This window comes from Candidimonas sp. SYP-B2681, from assembly GCF_003971065.1.
Classification (GTDB): Bacteria; Pseudomonadota; Gammaproteobacteria; order Burkholderiales; family Burkholderiaceae_B; genus Pollutimonas.
On record NZ_RYDV01000009.1, the window covers coordinates 137,219 to 156,445 of the forward strand.

Annotated in this window: 19 protein-coding genes; 11 read left to right on the top strand and 8 right to left on the bottom strand. The window is 55.5% G+C overall.

The window, feature by feature from the left end; genetic code table 11:
- The first annotated feature begins 144 nt into the window (after positions 1-144).
- From EKL30_RS17420 to EKL30_RS17430, 3 genes are all read left to right on the top strand, one after another.
- Positions 145-1,635: an acetyl-CoA hydrolase/transferase family protein gene (locus EKL30_RS17420; RefSeq protein ID WP_126708517.1), complete on the top strand. Its 1,491-nt coding sequence runs from the start codon at positions 145-147 to the stop codon at positions 1,633-1,635.
- 61 nt (positions 1,636-1,696) lie between these two features.
- Complete coding sequence (locus tag EKL30_RS17425) at positions 1,697-2,683, top strand: diaminopimelate dehydrogenase (RefSeq protein WP_126708518.1); 987 nt, start codon at positions 1,697-1,699, stop codon at positions 2,681-2,683.
- Positions 2,684-2,791: 108 nt separating this feature from the next.
- A complete protein-coding gene (locus EKL30_RS17430) occupies positions 2,792-4,894 on the top strand; it encodes an AsmA family protein (protein ID WP_126708519.1) in 2,103 nt (700 codons plus the stop codon).
- Positions 4,895-4,936: 42 nt separating this feature from the next.
- Here EKL30_RS17430 and EKL30_RS17435 read toward each other — a convergent pair whose 3' ends face one another.
- Positions 4,937-5,473 carry an MgtC/SapB family protein gene (locus tag EKL30_RS17435; protein WP_370246285.1) on the bottom strand — a complete coding sequence of 179 codons (537 nt, stop codon included), beginning with the start codon at positions 5,471-5,473 and terminating at the stop codon, positions 4,937-4,939.
- 73 nt (positions 5,474-5,546) lie between these two features.
- Here EKL30_RS17435 and EKL30_RS17440 point away from each other — a divergent pair, with 73 nt between their 5' ends.
- Genes EKL30_RS17440 through EKL30_RS17460 form a run of 5 tightly spaced genes read left to right on the top strand, consistent with a single transcriptional unit; the run spans position 5,547 to position 10,351 of the window.
- Entirely contained in the window at positions 5,547-5,738 is a 192-nt protein-coding gene (locus EKL30_RS17440) for a YqaE/Pmp3 family membrane protein (protein WP_126708521.1), read from the top strand.
- 6 nt (positions 5,739-5,744) lie between these two features.
- On the top strand, positions 5,745-7,280 hold the full coding sequence (locus EKL30_RS17445) for an ABC transporter ATP-binding protein (RefSeq protein ID WP_126708522.1): 1,536 nt from the start codon (positions 5,745-5,747) through the stop codon (positions 7,278-7,280).
- Positions 7,273-8,334: an ABC transporter permease gene (locus tag EKL30_RS17450; protein ID WP_126708523.1), complete on the top strand. Its 1,062-nt coding sequence runs from the start codon at positions 7,273-7,275 to the stop codon at positions 8,332-8,334. The genes EKL30_RS17445 and EKL30_RS17450 overlap by 8 nt, the downstream gene beginning before the upstream one ends.
- Positions 8,334-9,251: an ABC transporter permease gene (locus EKL30_RS17455; RefSeq protein ID WP_126708524.1), complete on the top strand. Its 918-nt coding sequence runs from the start codon at positions 8,334-8,336 to the stop codon at positions 9,249-9,251. Before EKL30_RS17450 ends, EKL30_RS17455 begins: the two co-directional genes overlap by 1 nt.
- An 8-nt stretch (positions 9,252-9,259) precedes the next feature.
- The gene (locus tag EKL30_RS17460) at positions 9,260-10,351 is read left to right on the top strand and encodes a BMP family ABC transporter substrate-binding protein (RefSeq protein ID WP_126708525.1); all 1,092 of its coding nucleotides are present in this window, start codon (positions 9,260-9,262) and stop codon (positions 10,349-10,351) included.
- Positions 10,352-10,406: 55 nt separating this feature from the next.
- Here EKL30_RS17460 and EKL30_RS17465 read toward each other — a convergent pair whose 3' ends face one another.
- The 4 genes from EKL30_RS17465 to EKL30_RS17480 form a co-directional block, all read right to left on the bottom strand.
- Complete coding sequence (locus tag EKL30_RS17465; protein WP_126708526.1) at positions 10,407-11,414, bottom strand: aldo/keto reductase; 1,008 nt, start codon at positions 11,412-11,414, stop codon at positions 10,407-10,409.
- A gap of 96 nt (positions 11,415-11,510) precedes the next feature.
- Positions 11,511-12,497: a tripartite tricarboxylate transporter substrate binding protein gene (locus EKL30_RS17470; protein WP_126708527.1), complete on the bottom strand. Its 987-nt coding sequence runs from the start codon at positions 12,495-12,497 to the stop codon at positions 11,511-11,513.
- 64 nt (positions 12,498-12,561) lie between these two features.
- Positions 12,562-13,830: a CaiB/BaiF CoA transferase family protein gene (locus EKL30_RS17475; RefSeq protein ID WP_370246284.1), complete on the bottom strand. Its 1,269-nt coding sequence runs from the start codon at positions 13,828-13,830 to the stop codon at positions 12,562-12,564.
- Positions 13,831-13,844: 14 nt separating this feature from the next.
- A complete protein-coding gene (locus EKL30_RS17480; RefSeq protein ID WP_126708528.1) occupies positions 13,845-14,834 on the bottom strand; it encodes a hydroxymethylglutaryl-CoA lyase in 990 nt (329 codons plus the stop codon).
- Positions 14,835-14,970: 136 nt separating this feature from the next.
- Between EKL30_RS17480 and EKL30_RS17485 the strand changes: the two genes are divergently transcribed.
- Positions 14,971-15,888 (top strand): LysR family transcriptional regulator, encoded by a 918-nt coding sequence (locus EKL30_RS17485; protein WP_126708529.1) that lies wholly within the window; start codon positions 14,971-14,973, stop codon positions 15,886-15,888.
- Positions 15,889-15,928: 40 nt separating this feature from the next.
- Here the strand turns inward: EKL30_RS17485 and EKL30_RS17490 are convergent, their stop codons facing one another.
- On the bottom strand, positions 15,929-16,354 hold the full coding sequence (locus EKL30_RS17490) for a PaaI family thioesterase (RefSeq protein ID WP_233583232.1): 426 nt from the start codon (positions 16,352-16,354) through the stop codon (positions 15,929-15,931).
- Positions 16,355-16,452: 98 nt separating this feature from the next.
- On the opposite strand from EKL30_RS17490, the gene EKL30_RS17495 reads away from it, so the two are divergent.
- Together EKL30_RS17495 and EKL30_RS17500 are read left to right on the top strand one after the other, a co-directional pair.
- Positions 16,453-16,896: a hypothetical protein gene (locus EKL30_RS17495; RefSeq protein ID WP_126708531.1), complete on the top strand. Its 444-nt coding sequence runs from the start codon at positions 16,453-16,455 to the stop codon at positions 16,894-16,896.
- Positions 16,897-16,949: 53 nt separating this feature from the next.
- The gene (locus EKL30_RS17500; RefSeq protein WP_158618437.1) at positions 16,950-17,516 is read left to right on the top strand and encodes a copper chaperone PCu(A)C; all 567 of its coding nucleotides are present in this window, start codon (positions 16,950-16,952) and stop codon (positions 17,514-17,516) included.
- Between the two features lie 89 nt (positions 17,517-17,605).
- On the opposite strand, the gene EKL30_RS17505 is transcribed toward EKL30_RS17500, so the two are convergent.
- Together EKL30_RS17505 and EKL30_RS17510 are read right to left on the bottom strand one after the other, a co-directional pair.
- Positions 17,606-18,424, bottom strand: coding sequence for an alpha/beta fold hydrolase (locus EKL30_RS17505; RefSeq protein WP_126708533.1), 819 nt, complete (start codon positions 18,422-18,424; stop codon positions 17,606-17,608).
- 3 nt (positions 18,425-18,427) lie between these two features.
- A complete protein-coding gene (locus tag EKL30_RS17510; RefSeq protein ID WP_126708534.1) occupies positions 18,428-19,225 on the bottom strand; it encodes an ABC transporter ATP-binding protein in 798 nt (265 codons plus the stop codon).
- Positions 19,226-19,227: the final 2 nt, after the last annotated feature.

Genomic DNA, 19,227 nt, shown 5'->3' on the forward strand with positions numbered 1-19,227 from the left:
ACTGTCAATGATAACCTTTACATATCACTTACAAAACCGTGCACGTACCGTTGATTCGCATTGGCAAGAACCAGGCGTTACCGGTAGAAGGCGCTCAGGCGGTCCACTGCCAAGCCGTGCACGTGCATAACTAGCGAGAAAGACATGTATAAGGACAGAATTCGGCAGCCCGGGTTGGAACGAAAAATAATGTCGGCCCAAGAGGCGGCACGATTATTCAAGAATGGAATGACAGTTGGCATGAGCGGCTTCACTAAGGCCGGAGACTGCAAGGCCTTGCCCGATGCGCTCGCCGAGCGCGCCAGGAGCGAAGAACTGAAGCTGACCTTGATCACAGGCGCATCTCTGGGCAATGACAGCGATGGCGTTATGGCGGATGCGGGTCTGCTTGCACGCCGTATGCCGTTTCAGGCTGACGCAAGCCTCCGCAAAAAAATTAACGCTGGCGAGGTCATGTTTATCGACCAACACCTGTCAGAAACGGTAGAACAGCTGCGAGGCCACAATCTTCGGCCTATTGATATTGCCGTCATCGAGGCGGTTGCCATCACAGAAGACGGCGGCGTCGTGCCGAGCACCTCGGTTGGTAATTCTGCCAGCTTCATTGAACAGGCAAAGCAAGTAATTATTGAATTGAATCTTGGCATGCCTTTGTCGCTGGAGGGCTTGCACGATATTTATGTACCCCAGCTGCGACCTGGTCGCGAGCCCATACCTGTCCTCGCGGTGGATCAGCGTATCGGCACGCCCGCCATCTTGCTCGACGCGGAGCGTCTTGCCGGTATTGTCATTACAAATTCTGCCGACAGCCCGTCGACGATATTGCCCTCCGACGCCGACACCCAGGCCATCTCTCGGCATGTCATCAGTTTTCTCGCTGACGAAGTCCAGGCTGGCCGTCTAACGCCAGCACTGTTGCCCTTGCAAGCCGGCATCGGAACCATCGCCAATTCCGTATTGCACGGTTTACTCGAGTCTCCATTCGAGGGCATGACGATGTATTCGGAAGTTCTGCAAGACAGCGCGTTCGAACTGCTGGACTCCGGCCAATTGGCTTTTGCGTCCGCGTCGTCCATTACCCTTTCCGAGAAGATGCATCAGCATTTCCTGGACAATATCGAACGCTATCGTTCACGATTGGTGTTGCGGCCGCAGGAAATCAGCAATCACCCGGAAGTCGTTCGCCGGCTCGGTTTGATCGCCATCAATACAGCGCTAGAGTTCGATATATTTGGCAATGTGAACTCCACGCATGTTGGCGGTACACACATGATGAACGGAATAGGCGGCTCCGGCGATTTCGCCCGCAATGCCCATTTATCCATTTTTGTCACCAAGTCGGTCGCCAAGAATGGCGAGATATCCAGTATCGTGCCTATGGTCGCGCATGTGGACCATACTGAACACGATGTCGATGTCGTAGCCACGGAATGGGGCTTGGCCGATTTGCGCGGCCTTGCTCCGCGCGAACGGGCGGCATTGATTATTGAACGCTGCGTCCATCCCGACTACCGTGACGAGCTTAACAGCTATTACACGCGGGCGTGCAAGCGTGGCGGGCACACTCCCCATTTACTGGAAGAAGCCCTATCGTGGCACGTGCGTTATCAACATAATCGGTCCATGTTGCCCTGAGCGGTACGTAGTCTGGGTACAATCTCCCCATCGTTTTCTAATTATGGGGATGCATTTCGCGATGGGCAAAAAAATTAGAATTGGTATCGTCGGATACGGAAATCTCGGCCGCGGTGTTGAAGCTGCCATTATGCAGAACGCCGATATGGAGCTCGTTGGCGTGTTTTCCCGGCGAGACCCTGCCAGTCTCAGACTGCTGCAGTCCAGCGTGCCGGTGCGCGCGCTGGATTCCGTTGGCGAATATCAAGACGATATCGACGTGCTGGTGCTATGCGGCGGTTCAAAGAACGACCTGCCTGAACAAGGTCCTGCGCTAGCAGCGATGTTCAACACGGTCGACAGCTTTGATACGCATGCGAAGATCCCCGAATACTTTCAGGCAGTTAATCAGGCGGCTGAGGCAGGTGGCAACACCGCACTGATCTCGGTCGGCTGGGATCCTGGCTTGTTTTCATTGAATCGTCTATTCGGAGAAGCAATACTGCCGCAGGGTCAGACCTACACATTCTGGGGTAAAGGGCTTAGTCAGGGGCATTCGGACGCCATTCGGCGGGTTGCCGGTGTCAAGGGCGCCGTGCAATATACGATACCCGTACCCGAAGCCGTAGACCGCGTACGTCGGGGCGAACTTCCTGCATTATCGACGCGCGACAAACACACGCGTGACTGTTACGTTGTGCTGGAACCCGGTGTCGACCGAGAAACGGTGAAGCATGCCATCATCACGATGCCCGACTATTTTGATGACTACGATACCTCGGTCAGCTTTATCACTGAAGAACAGCTAAAACGCGATCATGCGGCCATGCCACATGGGGGCTTTGTGATACGCAGCGGTACGACGGCCAAGGGTACGGCACAAGTGATCGAATACTCGCTTAAGCTGGATAGCAATCCCGAATTTACGTCCAGCGTGCTGGTTGCTTACGCGCGGGCTGCCTTTCGACTTAATCAACAAGGTATTGCGGGCGCTAAAAGTGTCTATGACGTGGCACCCGGATTGCTCTCGCCTAAGACAGCCGCTGAATTGCGTGAGCAGTTGCTGTAAACCAACGTTGACCGTATTGTCCGTCGTTACGGCGGACACTGCAATTTGTCTGCGCTGATGACGCTGCCATCGTTTTGATATTCTGGTGTCGGACCAAGGGGAACGAACATGCCACGTTACGTAAAGATAATTCTGTGGGTATGTTTTGGTCTTTTCATGGCAATGGTTCTGGTTGTGGCGCTGCTAAGCACATTCAACTTGAACTATGCGAGGCCTTGGATCAATCGGCAGGCGACCGAACTACTGGATCGGCCGGTGCAAATACAGGGCGACTTGTCAGTTAAATGGCTGCGACCCCAAGACCAGGACGGCTGGCGCGGCTGGGTGCCATGGCCCGAGATCTCCGCCGGCCAGATCATTGTGGCAAACCCCGAAGGCAGCGGACTTCAAGGTAATATGGCCGAGGTCAAAAACCTTACGGCCGTCGTCAATCCGTTGGCGTTGTTGGGTCGTACTGTCCAGATATCGCGATTGCAGGTGCAAGAGGCTAATGTCTTACTGAATCGTGACGCACAGGGCGCCAATAACTGGACGTTGAAGAAAGACGACCCAGATAAAACCCCGTCAAACTGGAAGTTCGATCTCCAGAAGGTGATGCTCGAGCAAGTGAAGGTGCAGGTGGCCGACGCGGCCAGCGAACTGGCCCTTGATGCCGAGCTCGACAGCTTGAAGGAAGCCAGCAAAGAAGGTTACGGCATCGCCTTCAAGGCAAAAGGCCGCTACAACAAGGCGGATATCAGCGGCGAAGGGCAAACCGGCGACATTCTGTCATTGCGGGATAGCAGTAAACCCTTTCCCTTGCAAGGCAAGGTCAGCGTAGGACAAACCTCGATAGGCATAGAAGGCTCACTTACCAAGCCGCAACAGCTTGCCTCGCTAGATGTCCGTTTGACCTTGGCAGGCGACAGCATGGCCGATTTGTTTCCCTTGATAGGTGTCTCGCTGCCTCAGACGCCGCCGTACAGTACTGAAGGGCGCCTTATTGGTCTGCTTGAAGGTGACAACGACAAATGGCGCTATGAAGAATTCAAGGGTGTTATGGGCGAAAGCGACCTCGAGGGCACTGTTGAATACCTGGCGCGCAAACCCCGCTCACTGCTGACTGGCGACGTCCAGTCGAGACTCTTGCGTTTCAAGGATTTAGGCCCGCTCATCGGCGCCGATACCAGTGACGTGAAGGGCGCGGGGGCGAAAGACGATAAAGTGAAGCAGCCACCCGGCAAAGCCCTGCCGGTTGCGCCTATTAATACCAAAGTCTGGGGGGCGATGGATGCCGATGTAAAGTTTCGAGGGGTAAAGATATTGCGGATCGAAGCCTTGCCATTAGAGAATATTGACGCCCATATAAAGTTGAACGACAGTGTGCTTTCGCTAGTTCCCTTGAATTTCGGCTTCGCAGGCGGGACGCTCAGCAATACCATTACTCTTGATGGTCGGGGTGAAAAGATGCAAGCCGAGATGGTCATCGCTGCACGGCACCTCAAGCTTAAAAAACTATTCCCCGGCGCCGAAACCATGAAAGCCAGCTTTGGCGAACTTCACGGCGATGCGAATCTTAAAGCTCAAGGAAGCTCGATAGCCGAGCTATTGGGCCATTCAAATGGTCAATTCAAGGCGCTGGTAAGCCGCGGGACAGTCAGCCGGTTTTTGCTAGAGGCCGCTGGCTTGAACGTCGCCAATATGGTCTTGGCGAAGTTGTTCGGCGACGAGCAAGTGGTCTTGAACTGTGTCGCAACAGACTTTACGGTAACCGACGGGCTCATGACGGCCAAGGTATTCAAACTGGAAACAGACGATACTACCGTTGACATTACTGGCACCATCAACATGCGCACAGAAGTCATGGATCTTGATATACGTCCGGAAAACAGGACTGTGCGTATCTTTACCTTGCGGTCTCCCTTGTACGCAAAAGGTACTTTCAAGGATCCTGAAGTGGGCGTCCAGATGGGTCCGCTTGCGGCCCGGGCCGGAGCTGCGGTTGCATTGGGCGTTGTCGCGACGCCGCTCGCCGCGCTACTGCCATTGCTGAATGTGGGCAGTAACGAAAGCAATGATTGCGCGCCGATGCTCGGAGAAAAGGCCAAAAAAAATAGAATCTCCGTCGCGAAGGACGAAAAAGGTAAGTCTATCGAAATGGCGCCATCAGGGGCGAATGGCAAGGCTGGCAGCGAACGTGAAAACTGGCCCTCGAACCAACCTAATCCCTGATGATATCGACTGAAGGTTGCGGCGCAACTTCAGTGTGCAAATTTACCGCTTGCCGTCATTGAAGTCTTGGTCATCATCATCTTCGTCGTTAGCATCGTCCGGCGGGCTGAGATCCTCTTCTACACGCCTTAATACGACCAGTATGAAGAGTGCTGCCAGCGTGCTGACAACGGCAGTGGCTTCCCGGCCCATCCCGGCCGCAATGCCGATTCCGGCCGCGACCCAGATGCTGGCTGCTGTGGTAAGGCCTTTGATTTCTCCGCGATTGCTAAACTTGATAATCGCGCCAGCACCCAGAAAACCAATGCCGGCAATGATACCTTGCAGGACGCGGCTGGCATCGTCGATTTCCATGCCGCTTTGAAGGGGTACCAGTATGAAGATGGCTGCCCCTAGCGACACCAACATGTGGGTACGCAGGCCGGCATCCTTGCCCCGCAGTTCGCGTTCAAAGCCAATCGCGGCCCCCAGGATTGTCGCCATAGTCAGGCGCAACACAACACGCGTGGCTTCGGCCACATCCGGTATATCGGAGAACTCTAGAACAATCGTGGTCCAGATACTGGAGGCGGTATCGATCATTTGCGAATTTCGAGCTGGGCAGAGGTTAGAATAGCAGGTTCCGGAATTTTCGAATAAGCGGTTCTACATAATGCGATTGATCATTGCGCTTTTATTGCCCTGGCTGACATTTTTCACAATAGGGCGGCCTATTGCAGGGATAGTCTGCCTGATTTTGCAGATCACGCTGATTGGTTGGGTGCCGGCCGCTATCTGGGCAGTGTATGCCTTAAGTCAATATAAAACTGATAAAAAAATAGAAAACGCTTTGCGGCGACGCTAGCCCAATATGACAAGTCGCCTTGTGCTGAAACAGATCACCAAGCATTATCCGGCAGTGATCGCCAATGATAATGTTGATCTCACCGTATTGCCCGGTGAAATTCATGCCATTCTTGGCGAGAACGGGGCGGGAAAGTCCACCCTGATGAAAATCATTTACGGTGTGACCAAGCCCGACCACGGCCAAATGCTGTGGAATGGGCACGACGTCCATATTGCCAGCCCGGCTGCCGCAAGGCAATTGGGCATAGGTATGGTATTTCAGCACTTCTCGCTTTTCGACACCCTGACGGTCGCGGAAAACATAGCCTTGGGCTTGCCCGCCGAGACCCGTCTTGCCGACCTCGAGCAGCGCATCGCCGAGACCGCCCGGCAATATGGCCTCGACCTTGAACCGCAGCGTCACGTGCATACTCTATCGGTCGGCGAATGCCAGCGCGTTGAGATTGTCCGGGCTTTGCTGGGCAAGCCTCAGTTGCTGATACTCGACGAACCTACGTCGGTTTTAACCCCGCAGGCCGTCGATACACTATTCGATACCTTGCGCGTCTTGGCTGCCGAGGGCTGCAGTATTCTTTATATCAGCCACAAGCTCGACGAAATACGAGCCTTGTGCCACACCTGTACAGTGATGCGCGGTGGAAAGGTGACGGGGGTGTGCGACCCTCGCGCCGAAACCGAGGCTAGTCTGTCGCGCATGATGATCGGCGCAGAGCCGCTTGTGATAACACATCACGAACGGGCGCCCGGCAAGACTATGTTGCAGGCGCGACGATTGTCGCTGGAAAAGTCGCATCCTTTCGCGACGCCGCTACGTAATATCGACTTCGAAGTCAGGGCCGGCGAGATCCTGGGTGTAGCCGGCGTGTCGGGTAATGGCCAGCAGGAGCTGCTGGCGGTATTGTCGGGCGAAGATACCCGCGCAGATCGCGATGCGATTATGCTCGATGGCGTAGCCATCGGGCATCGTTCGACGTCTTGGCGCAGGGCTAACGGCGTGGGCTTCGTGCCTGAAGAACGCCTGGGGCGGGGTGCTGTCCCCGAGCTTTCTCTCGCGCAGAATATATTGCTGTCACATCAGACCACTAACACGGTGAACAAGGGTTTCGTCAGGAATAGCGCTATCCAGCAGCTTGCCGCCGACATTATCCACCGCTTCAAGGTTAAGGCGCCGGGGCCACAGGCCATTGCATCAAGCCTGTCCGGAGGCAATCTGCAAAAATACATTATTGGGCGTGAAGTCATGCGCCATCCTAAAGTGCTGCTGGTTGCTCAGCCTACCTGGGGCGTTGATGTAGGCGCGGCTGCCCAGATACGAGCCGAGCTCATCGCTTTACGCGATGCAGGCTGTGCCTTGCTGGTGATTTCCGAAGAGCTGGACGAATTGTTCGAGATTTCAGATCGTCTGGTGGTCTTGGCGAAAGGGCGGATGTCGCCTTCCATAAAGGCGACGCAGGCAAGCCTGGACCTCATTGGACGCTGGATGAGCGGCCTATGGGAGCCAGCCGGGCAGCCAGATAATCCGGAGCTACTGCATGTTTAAGCTGGAGCCACGCCCGGCCCCGTCGGTATTGATGTCGTGGCTTTCGCCCGTGCTGGCGGTATTGTTAACGATGGCTTGCGGCATATTGTTATTTCTTGCTGTCGGGAAAGACCCTTGGGCTAGCCTTGCCGTGTTCTTTCTGGAACCGATTAAAGACGTGCAAGGCTGGTCCGAAGTCGGCGTCAAAGTGGCGCCTTTGCTGCTGATTTCCGTTGGTCTGGCGATGTGTTTCCGGGCCAACGTTTTTAACATTGGCGCTGAGGGGCAACTGGTCGTGGGCGCCATTGCCGCCGGTAGCGTGATCTTATACTTCGATGATGGCAGTAATGGTGGTTTTTGGCTGATATCGCTGGCCCTGTTTGCGGGCGTAGCCGGTGGCATGTTCTGGGCCGCCATTACCGCTTGTTTGCGCGATCGTTTCAATGCCAATGAAATACTGGTGTCATTGATGCTTGTGTACGTCGCGGAGTTGCTGCTTAGCTATCTGGTGCATGGGGTGCTTATTGATCCTGACGGCTTTGGGTTTCCTCAGTCACGACTTTTTTCAGACGGTTTTCTTCTGCCCATAATAGTGCAGGGAACTCGCCTGCATATTGGCATTGCGTTGGCGTTGTTGACCGCCTTTCTGGGCTGGCTTTATTTGTCGCGCAGTTTCTCCGGATACAAACTCCGAGTCGGCGGGCTCGCTCCGCAAGCTGCACGCTACGCCGGGTTTTCAGCAGGACGGTCGCTTTGGACTTGCATGCTGGCGTCCGGCGGCTTGGCCGGGCTTGCAGGGGCATCCGAAATCATGGGCCCCATCGGACAGTTGACTCCGTCTATTTCTCCCGGCTACGGTTTTGCCGCCATTATCGTCGCGTTCGTGGGGCGCCTGCACCCTATCGGCGTCATATTCTCGAGCTTTGTGATGGCCTTGCTCTACATAGGTGGAGAGCTCTCGCAAAGCCGTTTGGGCATGCCCAGCGCTATCACCGGCATCTTCCAGGGAATTCTACTGTTCTCGCTTCTGGCCTGTGATGTCCTGATCAATAACAAATTGCGCTGGAGAAAATAATGGATGCTTTAGCTCCTCTTGTTGCCTCCGCAATTATCGCCGGCACCCCCCTTATGCTGGCAGCGCTGGGTTTGCTCGTTAACGAGAAATCCGGCGTGATCAATCTGGGTTCTGAGGGCATGATGTTGGTAGCCGCCGTCTTGGGGTTCGCCGCAACGATTCATAGCGGGAATGTTGCAGTCGGATTTCTGGTGGGTGCCTCCGCCGGCATGATCCTGGCAGGCTTTTTTGCCTGGCTTACCGTATGGCTGGGTGCCAACCAGGTAGCCACTGGCCTCGCCTTATCCCTATTCGGAGGGGGCGCATCTGCTTATCTGGGCATTGACTATTCCGGTAAGAGCCTGCAAGCAAACAAATTCGGAATTCCACTGCTGCAAGACATTCCTTTCCTTGGTGAGGCGCTGTTTCAACATCACCCCATGGTGTATTTTTCATTGCTGCTTTGCATTGCCATTGCCTGGATGCTGAACCGCACGCGTGCCGGCCTAATCTTGCGATCGGTGGGCGAGTCACCCACTTCGGCGCACTCGCTCGGGTACAACGTGCGCCGCATTCGTCTTGGAGCGTTATTGTTCGGCGGTGCATGCTGCGGGCTTGCCGGCGCGTTCATGTCGTTGGTCTACACGCCGATGTGGGTCGAAGATATGGTGGCCGGGCGCGGCTGGATCGCTCTTGCCCTGACCACCTTCGCCACGTGGCGGCCTGCCAGGGTTCTGATAGGAGCTTACCTGTTTGGTGGAATCACCATTCTTTCCTATCATATGCAGGCACTTGGTGTGCCTATCGCTTCCCAGCTTCTATCCATGCTGCCGTATCTCGCGACGATTCTGGTGCTGGTTCTGATTTCACGAAATGCAAACTGGATCAGGCTCAACATGCCTGCTTCATTAGGCAAAAACTTTAACCCGGACACCTGAGGATCATCATGTCTGTAAATTCAATACGCAAAGCATTATGTGCATTGGCGGTAATGCCCGCCATGGCAATGTCGCCTTCCGCGATGGCGGCCGATAAAGAGCCACTGAAAGTGGGTTTTGTTTATGTCAGTCCCATCGGTGAAGCCGGCTGGACCTGGCAACAAGACTTGGGGCGCAAAGAAATGGAAAAGCAACTGGGCGATCGGGTCAAGACCCAATACGTGGAAGATGTCCCGGAAAGCGCCGATGCCGAACGTGTCATTCGTGACTTGGCCCAGCAGGGTAACAAGCTCATCTTTACGACTTCGTTTGGTTTCATGAACCCCACCCTCAAAGTGGCGAAGCAATTCCCTGACGTGAAGTTCGTGCACTCCACCGGCTACAAAACCGCTGCGAATGTGGCGACAACCAATGCGCGTTTTTACGAAGCTCGTTATTTGTCGGGCATCATCGCCGGAAAAATGACGAAATCGAACGTGGCCGGTTACGTCGGCGCCTTTCCCATTCCCGAAGTCTTACAAGGCATTAATGCTTTTACCCGAGGAATGCGCAGCGTAAATCCAAATGCTGAAGTACGCGTTATCTGGGTCAATAGCTGGTTTGATCCGGGCAAGGAGCGTGATGCCGCTTTGGCGCTGATCGGCCAGGGCGCCGACGTGGTCACGCATCACACCGATTCGACGGCGACGGTGCAAGCCGCCGAAGAGAAAGGAAAATATGCGATTGCTTACCATTCCGACATGAAGAAGTTCGGCCCGAACGCACAGTTGGCTGCGGTTACGCATCACTGGGGCGAATACTTCACTCAAGAGGCACGCGAGGTTCTCGACGGAACGTGGAAACCGGATAGCACCTGGGGCGGGATCAAGCAAGGGATGGCCGCTCTCGAAGGATTCGGATCTGCGGTACCGGAAGACCTGAGAAAGTTGGTGGCGGAAAAGCAGTCCGAAATCGTCGCCGGTACCTTATCTCCATTTACGGGCCCACTTAAAGACAATCAGGGCAAGGTTCAACTACAGACGGGTGTGCTGGATGATGCTGGCCTGAACAAAATGAATTACTACGTTGAAGGGGTGGCTGGCAAGCTGCCCACTAAGTAAAAGAGGGCGGCCGGCCGGGGACAACGTAAATTCGTAGCGGGCGATTCGCCCGGATTTATGCTGGCCGTGGCCGGCCAAAAAAGGGATAGGTCGGATCGTTGTAGCCCGGGGTAGAGGCATGCCCCGGCGTTACCAGATCATCGACCATGGACTCTTCTTCGGCAGTAATCTCGATAGCGACGGCGGGGTAATAATCTTCCATCTGCAGCAAAGTTCTTGGTCCGGCAATAACGGCAGAAATATGCGGATTGGCAAGAACCCATGCTGTTGCGAACTGCCCCAACTTTATTCCTTTTTCGTCGCAGTGCTCTTGCAGCTTTCGCGCGATGACAAGCGATTCTTCACGAAATTCTGTTTCCAGGATGCGTTTATCGCCACGGCCCGCACGGCTGTCTTGTGCCGGGGCCTGGCCGGGTAGGTACTTCCCGGTTAGCACGCCGCGCGCGATCGGGCTGTACGGGACCACTCCTAACCCATAATGTGCGCAGGCCGGCAGAATTTCGACTTCCGGGCCGCGATTCAGCAGGTTGTAATACGGCTGGCATACGACAGGTTGCGGCACGTTGGCCTTTTCGCACAAACGCACGATCTCGGCAATACGCCATCCCCTGAAGTTCGACACGCCAAACGCTCGGATTTTGCCCGATTGGATCAGGTCGCCCATGGTACGCACGGCTTCGTCCAGATTTTCCTCATGGAAATCGCGGTGCATATACAAGATATCGATATGGTCCGTACTGAGGCGGTTCAAGCTGTTTTCCACCTCGCGCATCATCCAGTGGCGCGAATAGTGCGAGCGGTTGGGGGCCTTGCTCATGCTATTTCCAAGCTTGGTCGCCAGTACCCAGTCGTTCCGCTTTTCATTGATCAGCTTGCCAACCATTTCTTCGCAGAGACCTTTGCTATAGACGTCGGCCGTATCGATGAAATTGACACCATGTTCGCTTGCCGAAGCGACAATATTCCGTGCCTCGGCGAAGTCGGTCTGGTCTGCAAACATCATTGTGCCCAAGCATAGGGCTGAGACTTTTAAATTACTGGTACCAAGGCGTCGATATTGCATTGCGTTCCCTAAGCATGAGGATGTCGAGCACACATATTACCTAGTTAGAGCCGCCCAGGGAACTTGCCGTGCAATGAGAACCAGCGGGTGCGAGACTTATTGCAGTTCGATGCCGGCACTTTTTACAACGGCGGCATATTTGTTCAGTTCCGATTGGAAATACCGGGCAGTGTCCTCAGGCGGCATCATTTGTATGGTGTTGCCTTGAGTCTTCATGCTCTTTTGCACATCCGGGGCATTGAAAGCCTCAGTGAAGGCGGCGTAAATTTCCTTGACCTTCGCTTCAGGCAAACCCGCGGGGCCGACAACGGCAAACCAACCCGCCATGTCGTAATCGGGCAGCCCTTGTTCTGCGAGCGTCGGCAAGTCGGGCATTGCCGACGCTCGTGTCTTGCTGCCCATGCCTACCGCGCGTAGTCCACCGCTCTGAAGATGGGCAAGGATTGAAGGCAAAGACAGCACCCCGAAGTCGACCTGGCCGCCTAACAAATCGGTGATCATGGGGCCGACGCCTTTGTAGGGAATATGGCGGGCCTGTACGTTGGCCTGATCGACGAACATTTCGGCCGCCAGATGCAGAATGGTACCGTTGCCGGACGATGCAAAGTTGTATTCGCCGGGGCGCTTCTTCAACGCTGCAATCAGCTCCTGGACATTTGCGACAGGCAATTTGCGGGGATTCACCACGAGCAGCAAGGGCGTCGAACCAATAACCGAGATTGGCGTGATATCGGCGATAGGGTCGAAGGGTAGCGACTTGTAGACGCTGGGAAATATGACGTGGTTGTTCGATACCACACTAAGCGTGAAGCCATCGGCAACTGACTTCACCAGCGCGGACGTCCCGAGAATTCCGCCGGCGCCCGGCTTGTTTTCGATTACGACCGTGTGCTTGAGCGCTTTGGACAACGCTGGGCCAGCAGCACGAACGATGGTATCAACGCCGGAGCCCGGGCCCACTGGAAGGATGAAGCTAATAGGTCGGTCGTTTTGCGCAAATACCGAGAACGGTTTGCTTACAGCGGCTGCCCCTAGTGCCGCTAAAAAGTGGCGCCGAGTTGTGCTGGTATTGAACGTTGTCATGGATGTCTCCTGAGTTTTTATAATGTAGATTGCCAATCGCGAATCGTTACGCGTCCCGAACTTACTATCCGACTGCCTTAAGCTTCAACAGTTCTCCAATCTCTGCATCGTCATAGCCAATGCTTTCCAGCACTTCCTTAGTGTGCTCCCCAAGTTTCGGAGGATGTATCCGAACTCCCAATCGTTCGCCGGTCAGGGTAAGAGGCAACAGGGCAGCCCGTGCGGTTTGCCCGGCACGCTCGCCGTCGGTAAGCCTTATTTCGGCCAAGCCGCCGGTCGCCTGCAGGTGGGGATCATCAAACAATTCCTCTGGCTTCACAATAGGGGCGAACGGCAGGCCATGCTTTTCAAAAATGGCGGCGAGCTCTGCTGCGGTATAAGTGGCCAGTCGGGGCCGAAGCTCTGCCAGAAGCGTCGCGCGGACGCGAACACGCTCGTTATTGGTGGCGAGTTCCGGGCGTGTCAGCAGGTCGGCAAACCCCATTGCCTTGCAGAACACCTTCCATTGCGCATCGCTGACGGCGGCAAGAAATATCTGTTCGCCATTCTTGACGGTGAACACGTCATAAAGCGCCCAGGCTGAGATGCGCTCTGGCATCGGCGCAGCCGCCTCGCCTGTGATGGCATACTGAAGCATATGCTGTCCGACCAGGAAAATATTATTTTCGAACAGGGCAGACTGCACTTCCTGGCCTTGACCTGTAATGCCGCGTTCAATCAAGGCGGCCATGATGCCGATAGCGCCGAACATGCCGCCCATAATGTCGTTCACGCTAGTGCCCGCGCGTAGGGGGTCGCCCGGGCGACCGGTCATGTAAGCAAGGCCTCCCATCATTTGCACCACTTCGTCCAATGCGGTCCGCAGCTCATAGGGGCCCGGCAGAAATCCCTTAAGGCTGGCATAGATCAGGCGAGGATTTTCAATGCTCAAGTTGGCGTAATCCAGGCCGTATTTTTCCATCATTCCGGGGCGGAAGTTTTCAGCCACGACATCGACGCTACTGACCAGTTTATGCGCTATTGCCACCCCTTCCGGAGTATGGAGATTAATGGCGATGCTCTTCTTGTTGCGATTAAACATGGGGAAAAAGCCTGCGCCAGCGCCCAGTAAATGTCGCGTGCGGTCACCCTCGACGGGCTCCACCTTTATTACCTCGGCACCCAGGTCAGCCAGCACCAGTCCGCAGGTGGGCCCCATCACCATATGAGTGAATTCGACGACGCGCAGTCCAGTTAACGGAAGGCGCCGGCCCGCTTTTGCGCTTGTCGTCAAATTCTGGGCAGGCGGTTGCGCGATGGCATCGCTTGCCACGCCATTCATGTCAGTGGGCATGTGGATTTCAAACCTTATTGGATAGAAAGAGAATGCAGAGTTGATGCCGGTTTGAACGTCTTGGGCAGGCCGGCACGCCAGAGCGTTCCGTGCAAGGTCTCGCCGTCCAGCCATTGGGCCAACTTATTACGCAACGTCAGTAATTGACTGACGTCGATATCGGTGGCGATACCCATGTCTTCAAGCATGAAGACCAGGTCTTCGGTGCTGACATTACCGCTCGCGCCAGGTGCGTGAGGGCACCCGCCTATACCAGCCAGGCAGGCGTCAAACGAGGTAACGCCCAGTCTCAGCACTGCGACCACATTGGCAAGGCCCAGTCCTCTTGTGTCATGAAAATGTGCCACGCGCAGCCGATCTCCGGCAATTTTCAGTGCTTGGGAAAAGAGGCTGTCGACGGTGGCCGGATTGGCGTAGCCAACTGTGTCGGCGAGACTGACCCGATCGGCCCCGACATCGAGTAGTGATTGCATTAAACGCAATACCTCGCCGGGTTCAACATGGCCTTGCAAGGTGCATCCGAATGCGGTGCCAATGCCGGCTTCGATAACAATCTTGGAGCCCGCCGCGTCGCGCATGCTACGTATTCTGGCGACCTCGGCGACGACCTCATCAGGTGTCTTGCGCAGGTTTGCCAGACTGTGTGCGTGACTGGCCGAAAGTGGAATAATCATAAGGTCGGCACCTGCCTCGACTGCATGTTCCGCGCCTTTCAGGTTTGGCACGAGCACTGACGCAAACAGACCGGGAAGGGTCTTGGCAAAGCGGACGAGTTCGCGGGTATCGGCCAGTTGCGGCAGTAGACGCGCCGGTACGAACGAGCCCACTTCGATCTCGCGTTGGCCAGCGGCATGGGCCGCGCGAATCCAGTCTAGCTTGTTTGCTGTGGGTAGTGTACGTGTAATGCTTTGCAAGCCATCGCGCAGGCCTACTTCGCGGACCGTGACCTTTTCTGGCCACGGCTGCCTTGAGCAGTTTGCCGATTCGGAGAGAGATACCGACATATTGAATTCACCATGTGAAATACTATTTGCCCATTTTAGATATTCCAGAAACGGATATGATTCAATTTTAGAAGCTTGACGCTTCCCGAATGGAATATCATGATCTGGTCTCCGACCACTGGCGGTATAACTAAAAATGCGTGACCTCGATCTCACGACGCTGCGAATGTTCGTTACGGTATGCGAGATGCGCAGCATTGCACGCGCGGCCGAACAATCCAATATTGTCGGTTCGGCGATCAGCAAGCGTCTTGCTGCTCTCGAAGAAAACGTCGGCGTAAGCCTCCTTACACGCCGGCGCCACGGGGTGAGTCCAACTGCGGCAGGCGAAACGCTGTTGGAACATGCTCGCGCCATGCTGGCAAGCGCGGAGCGCATACGGCGGGATATGGCAGCGTATTCAACGGGAGTCAGGGGTCAAGTCCGAATACTGGCGACGGCTTCTTCGCTGGCAGAATTTCTACCCGAAGACCTCGCGGCGTTTCTCCAAAAGCCGGACTATCGAAATATCCAGATCGACATCGAAGAGCGTCTAAGCCTTGATGTCGTCCGGGGCATCAAAGAAGGCGTGGCTTCGGTGGGAATATGCTGGGACCTAGCCGATTTTCAGGGCCTTGAAACCCGGGCGTATCGCACCGATCGTCTGGCCGTGGTGGTTCACCCCGATCATCCTTTGGCGTCTCTGAAGACGATGGCTTTCGAAGCATCATTGGATTACGAGCATGTCAGCTTGTCGTCGGCAAGTGCGGTACAAATCATACTGAAACGCCAGGCGTCTCTGGCGGGGCGCCAACTTGTCGAACGCATATTCGTGTCTAACCTAAATGCAGTATTACGGGTGGTGCTGGCAAATCTGGCCATTAGCGTAGTACCCATCGAGGTGGCGCAGGTTTATGCCGACGCCAAAGGACTGCGTGTGATTCCCTTGACAGATACTTGGGCTCAGCGGCGTTTTGCCATCTGCTTTCGAGGTGAATCCTCGCTGTCGCCCGCGGCTCGTTTGCTGGTTGATCATCTGGCGGCGTTTGCGCGGCCTGATAGTCGGGAGCCATAGGTCTGGCTATTGGGGCTTGCAATGGTGCCCTGGACTTTTCTTACTTTTCGCGCGGTAAGGACCATGTGCTGATGACCTGCGCTACAGGATTGCCGCCCACCGCCGGGACCAGCAACACATCGCCAGATGCTAGCCGCCCTGTTTTTAGAATGGTGGCATGTGCAAGAACTCCTCCGGGAGGCGCTTTGCGCAGAAAGTTTATGCTTAGGCTGGCTGTCACCGCTTCGGGATTGCCTGTGGCTCCGACAATCGCTGCGTACAAAGCCAGATCGGCCAGGCCCATTAACATCGGGCCGGCGATGATGCCGCCTAGTCGTTGATGCGCGCTGCGGTTTGGTAATAGCAAAACGGCAGAGCCGTGGCCAATACTGACGACTTCGATCTCGAGCAGCGAGGCAAACGGGTGCTGGTCTGCCAGCAACTGGTTGAATTCGCTTACGCTGATTTTAGGCAGTGTGTTCTGCACAATAGGTTCCATAGCTCGCAAGGTGATGAAGTGGCAAAATGTAACGTTTGCAGGAAGTTCGGCTAGTGTGCCACAGGGACTATTGCTTGCGAAGGATCATGCTGGCCGCAGGCGACAGCGTAGTACACTTGCCCACCATGAATAGGCGCTTACCGCTACACTTTTCTGCGACATACTGGCGTGCCCTGTCGGGCGTGCTGTTGCTTGTATACCTAGTGCGCGCCGTGATTCCCGCGGGCTACATGCCAGCGCACTTCCTGGTCAAGGGCGGCAGCCTGCCGGGCATGACTATTTGTGTGCAAGGCTTATCGGCCAGCACCAAAAGAATTCTGGCTCTCGAAGAGAAGCGTCAAACTGAACCGCAGATGCTTGATTGCGCTGTGGGCTTCGTAACTAGTCAGGCGGCCTTGTCGTTCACGGCAGCGCCTGCTTTTATTTCCGTCGTTGCTGATCTGCAGTTCGCACTATGGCTGACGGCGGTCGAGACCGTGCAACTCGCGGTGCGTGGACCTCCTTTAGGATCGCGAGCTCCACCTTTCTGATTGTGCTGAAATTCTATCGATTTAATAACCAGACAATCATTTTGGGGTACTTCATGAAAAACATAGTTATCGTCGGCATCATGTCATTCACGGGCGCGGCGCTGGCAAATTCCGTCAGCCATGCCAATGCTCTGCCTGAGCCTACCGTATTACTGGCCCACGCGGGACATGATCACGGTACGCCTTCCCACGCAAAGCAGGCAGTCGCCGACAACGCCGCAAACGCTAAAGTGTCGAGCACGCTGGTGGTTTCCGGCTGCTGGATACGGTCTTTACCCCTACCCGCACCCTCGGGCGGCTATTTCGTTATTGAAAACAGCGGGTCCAAAGAAGCCAAGCTGCAAAGTGCGTCATCAACTGCTTACGGCATGGTGATGCTGCATCAAACAACCCATCAAGGCGGGATGAGCAGGATGTCAGCCACGCACGATATTGCCATTCCGGCGGGCGGAAAGCTGGAGTTCAAGCCGGGCGGCTATCACGCCATGCTGGAAAATCCTGCAAACGTTCCGGCAATCGGCAGCAAGGTCAAGATGGACTTTGTGTTTGACTCGGGTGAAAAAGCGTCGGCGGACTGCGAGATCAAGGCGCCCAATACGCAGGCGCCGATGTCTCACTAAGCACATCGCCAAGCCAGTTCTTGCCGATGTTGCGTTGACTCGACCTCGTCACCCGTTTTGGGGTCGAGTCATTATTAGCGGCGGGTTGGTCAGCGGCTTGTCTTAGTAAGAAAGCTAAGAAGGGCTTGATTGAACGCTTTTGGGTTCGCGAGGTTCATTCCGTGCGATGCCAAGGGTATCGAAACCCGTGATACATCGGTAAACGCACGTTCCAGAATATCGATGCGGCTGCCATAGCGCGCCGGACTATTGGCTCCGCCGACTAAAAGGATGGGGCATCTCAAATGGCTGGCTCGCTCAAGGTCGACTGGACGATTAATTTCCCGGACTTGTGAGAGCAAGGTGTATGCGTTGTCAGTGACCATAGCCTTGAACCATCCCACCATCTGGCGCCAGGTTCCCGCACCGTTCACCGTATCGATGAACTGCGACAATGCTTCTTCCACCTTGCCTTGCTCGAGCAACGTGGCGACGTTCATGTGGAAGGGGGAATTCGGCGGTTCATCGCCTATTCTGAAGCCGGGGTCCGCCAAGGTCAGGCTGCGCACGAGCTCTGGCGCCACACAAGCCAGCTCCAGCGCGATCTGTGCGCCACGCGAATGCCCCAGTAGGTGCAGGGGCTTGCCGTCGGCAAGTTGTTGGGCGAAGGCGATCATGTCGCACGTATGCTGAGCCACACTGAATGACGATTCCTCGCGGTCAAAGGCTTGCGGCCAGAAACCGCGCAAGCTGGGAGCGACGACATGCATGTGTTGGCTTAATGCAGGAATCTGCCAGCGCCAATAACGGTAGTCGCACAAAGAGCCATGTATAAGCAGAAGAAGCTCGCCGCTGCCTGCCTGGGTGTAGTGAACCGACGAATCCGCAATCCGGGTCTGAAAGGGCGCAAGCGTGTGAGTAGACGGCATGAGTTAGAGTTGAATAAGGTCATCGACAAGTACACTGGCCTGGCCCAGGCTGCAGTGCTCGACACGGGCCCGGATCAGGAAAGCCTGTGCCAAATGCTCGGGCGTGATGACTGACTGCGGGGCTCCGCTGGCCAGCAGCGTACCATTGTGCAAAAGCAGGGCCGCATTGGCATAGCGCAGCGCAATATTCAAGTCATGCAGAACAATAATAATCAGCAGCCCTCTGTCGCGTGCGAGTCCGTTCAGCATTTGCATGACATGGTGCTGGTAGTTCAGATCGAGCGATGCCAAGGGTTCATCAAGAAGCAGCACGCTGGGTTCATGTACCAAGGCTTGCGCCAGACCGACGAGTTGTTTTTGCCCGCCGGAAAGCTCGTCAAGGAAGCAGGCGCCTAAATGCTCGATGCCCAGGCTGCTCAGGATACCGGCAACCTTTTGCAGGGCCGTCGAGGTACGGATAGGTTTGCGGGCTTTCAACGCTACCAGAACAGCCTCGGTAACGGTAAGGTGAACGAAGTCGGGCAGGTTTTGGGGCAGGTAGCGAATATTCTCGGCTCGGGCGCGCGCGGTAAGTTCGGTTAGATCAACCTCGTCGAGCATCAGGGACTCCGCACGCACCGGTACTAGTCCGGCAATGCTGCGCAGCAATGTCGATTTGCCGCTGCCATTGCGGCCTAGCAGGGCTACAAGTTGGCCGCCATGCAATGCTGGCAGGGTCGCCGCGCGCAGCACCTTATTAGTACCGAGCGTACAGCTGATACCTCGTACCGTCAAAGTGGTTCTGGGTATTTCGGTCGCCATGA

Excerpts from the sequence above, each read along its gene's own strand:
- EKL30_RS17420 (WP_126708517.1), top strand. The coding sequence starts at position 145 with ATGTATAAGGACAGAATTCGGCAGCCCGGGTTGGAACGAAAAATAATG.
- EKL30_RS17425 (WP_126708518.1), top strand. The coding sequence starts at position 1,697 with ATGGGCAAAAAAATTAGAATTGGTATCGTCGGATACGGAAATCTCGGC.
- EKL30_RS17430 (WP_126708519.1), top strand. The coding sequence starts at position 2,792 with ATGCCACGTTACGTAAAGATAATTCTGTGGGTATGTTTTGGTCTTTTC.
- EKL30_RS17440 (WP_126708521.1), top strand. The coding sequence starts at position 5,547 with ATGCGATTGATCATTGCGCTTTTATTGCCCTGGCTGACATTTTTCACA.
- EKL30_RS17445 (WP_126708522.1), top strand. The coding sequence starts at position 5,745 with ATGACAAGTCGCCTTGTGCTGAAACAGATCACCAAGCATTATCCGGCA.
- EKL30_RS17450 (WP_126708523.1), top strand. The coding sequence starts at position 7,273 with ATGTTTAAGCTGGAGCCACGCCCGGCCCCGTCGGTATTGATGTCGTGG.
- EKL30_RS17455 (WP_126708524.1), top strand. The coding sequence starts at position 8,334 with ATGGATGCTTTAGCTCCTCTTGTTGCCTCCGCAATTATCGCCGGCACC.
- EKL30_RS17460 (WP_126708525.1), top strand. The coding sequence starts at position 9,260 with ATGTCTGTAAATTCAATACGCAAAGCATTATGTGCATTGGCGGTAATG.
- EKL30_RS17465 (WP_126708526.1), bottom strand. The coding sequence starts at position 11,414 with ATGCAATATCGACGCCTTGGTACCAGTAATTTAAAAGTCTCAGCCCTA.
- EKL30_RS17470 (WP_126708527.1), bottom strand. The coding sequence starts at position 12,497 with ATGACAACGTTCAATACCAGCACAACTCGGCGCCACTTTTTAGCGGCA.
- EKL30_RS17475 (WP_370246284.1), bottom strand. The coding sequence starts at position 13,830 with ATGCCCACTGACATGAATGGCGTGGCAAGCGATGCCATCGCGCAACCG.
- EKL30_RS17480 (WP_126708528.1), bottom strand. The coding sequence starts at position 14,834 with ATGTCGGTATCTCTCTCCGAATCGGCAAACTGCTCAAGGCAGCCGTGG.
- EKL30_RS17485 (WP_126708529.1), top strand. The coding sequence starts at position 14,971 with ATGCGTGACCTCGATCTCACGACGCTGCGAATGTTCGTTACGGTATGC.
- EKL30_RS17495 (WP_126708531.1), top strand. The coding sequence starts at position 16,453 with ATGCTGGCCGCAGGCGACAGCGTAGTACACTTGCCCACCATGAATAGG.
- EKL30_RS17500 (WP_158618437.1), top strand. The coding sequence starts at position 16,950 with ATGAAAAACATAGTTATCGTCGGCATCATGTCATTCACGGGCGCGGCG.
- EKL30_RS17505 (WP_126708533.1), bottom strand. The coding sequence starts at position 18,424 with ATGCCGTCTACTCACACGCTTGCGCCCTTTCAGACCCGGATTGCGGAT.
- EKL30_RS17510 (WP_126708534.1), bottom strand. The coding sequence starts at position 19,225 with ATGGCGACCGAAATACCCAGAACCACTTTGACGGTACGAGGTATCAGC.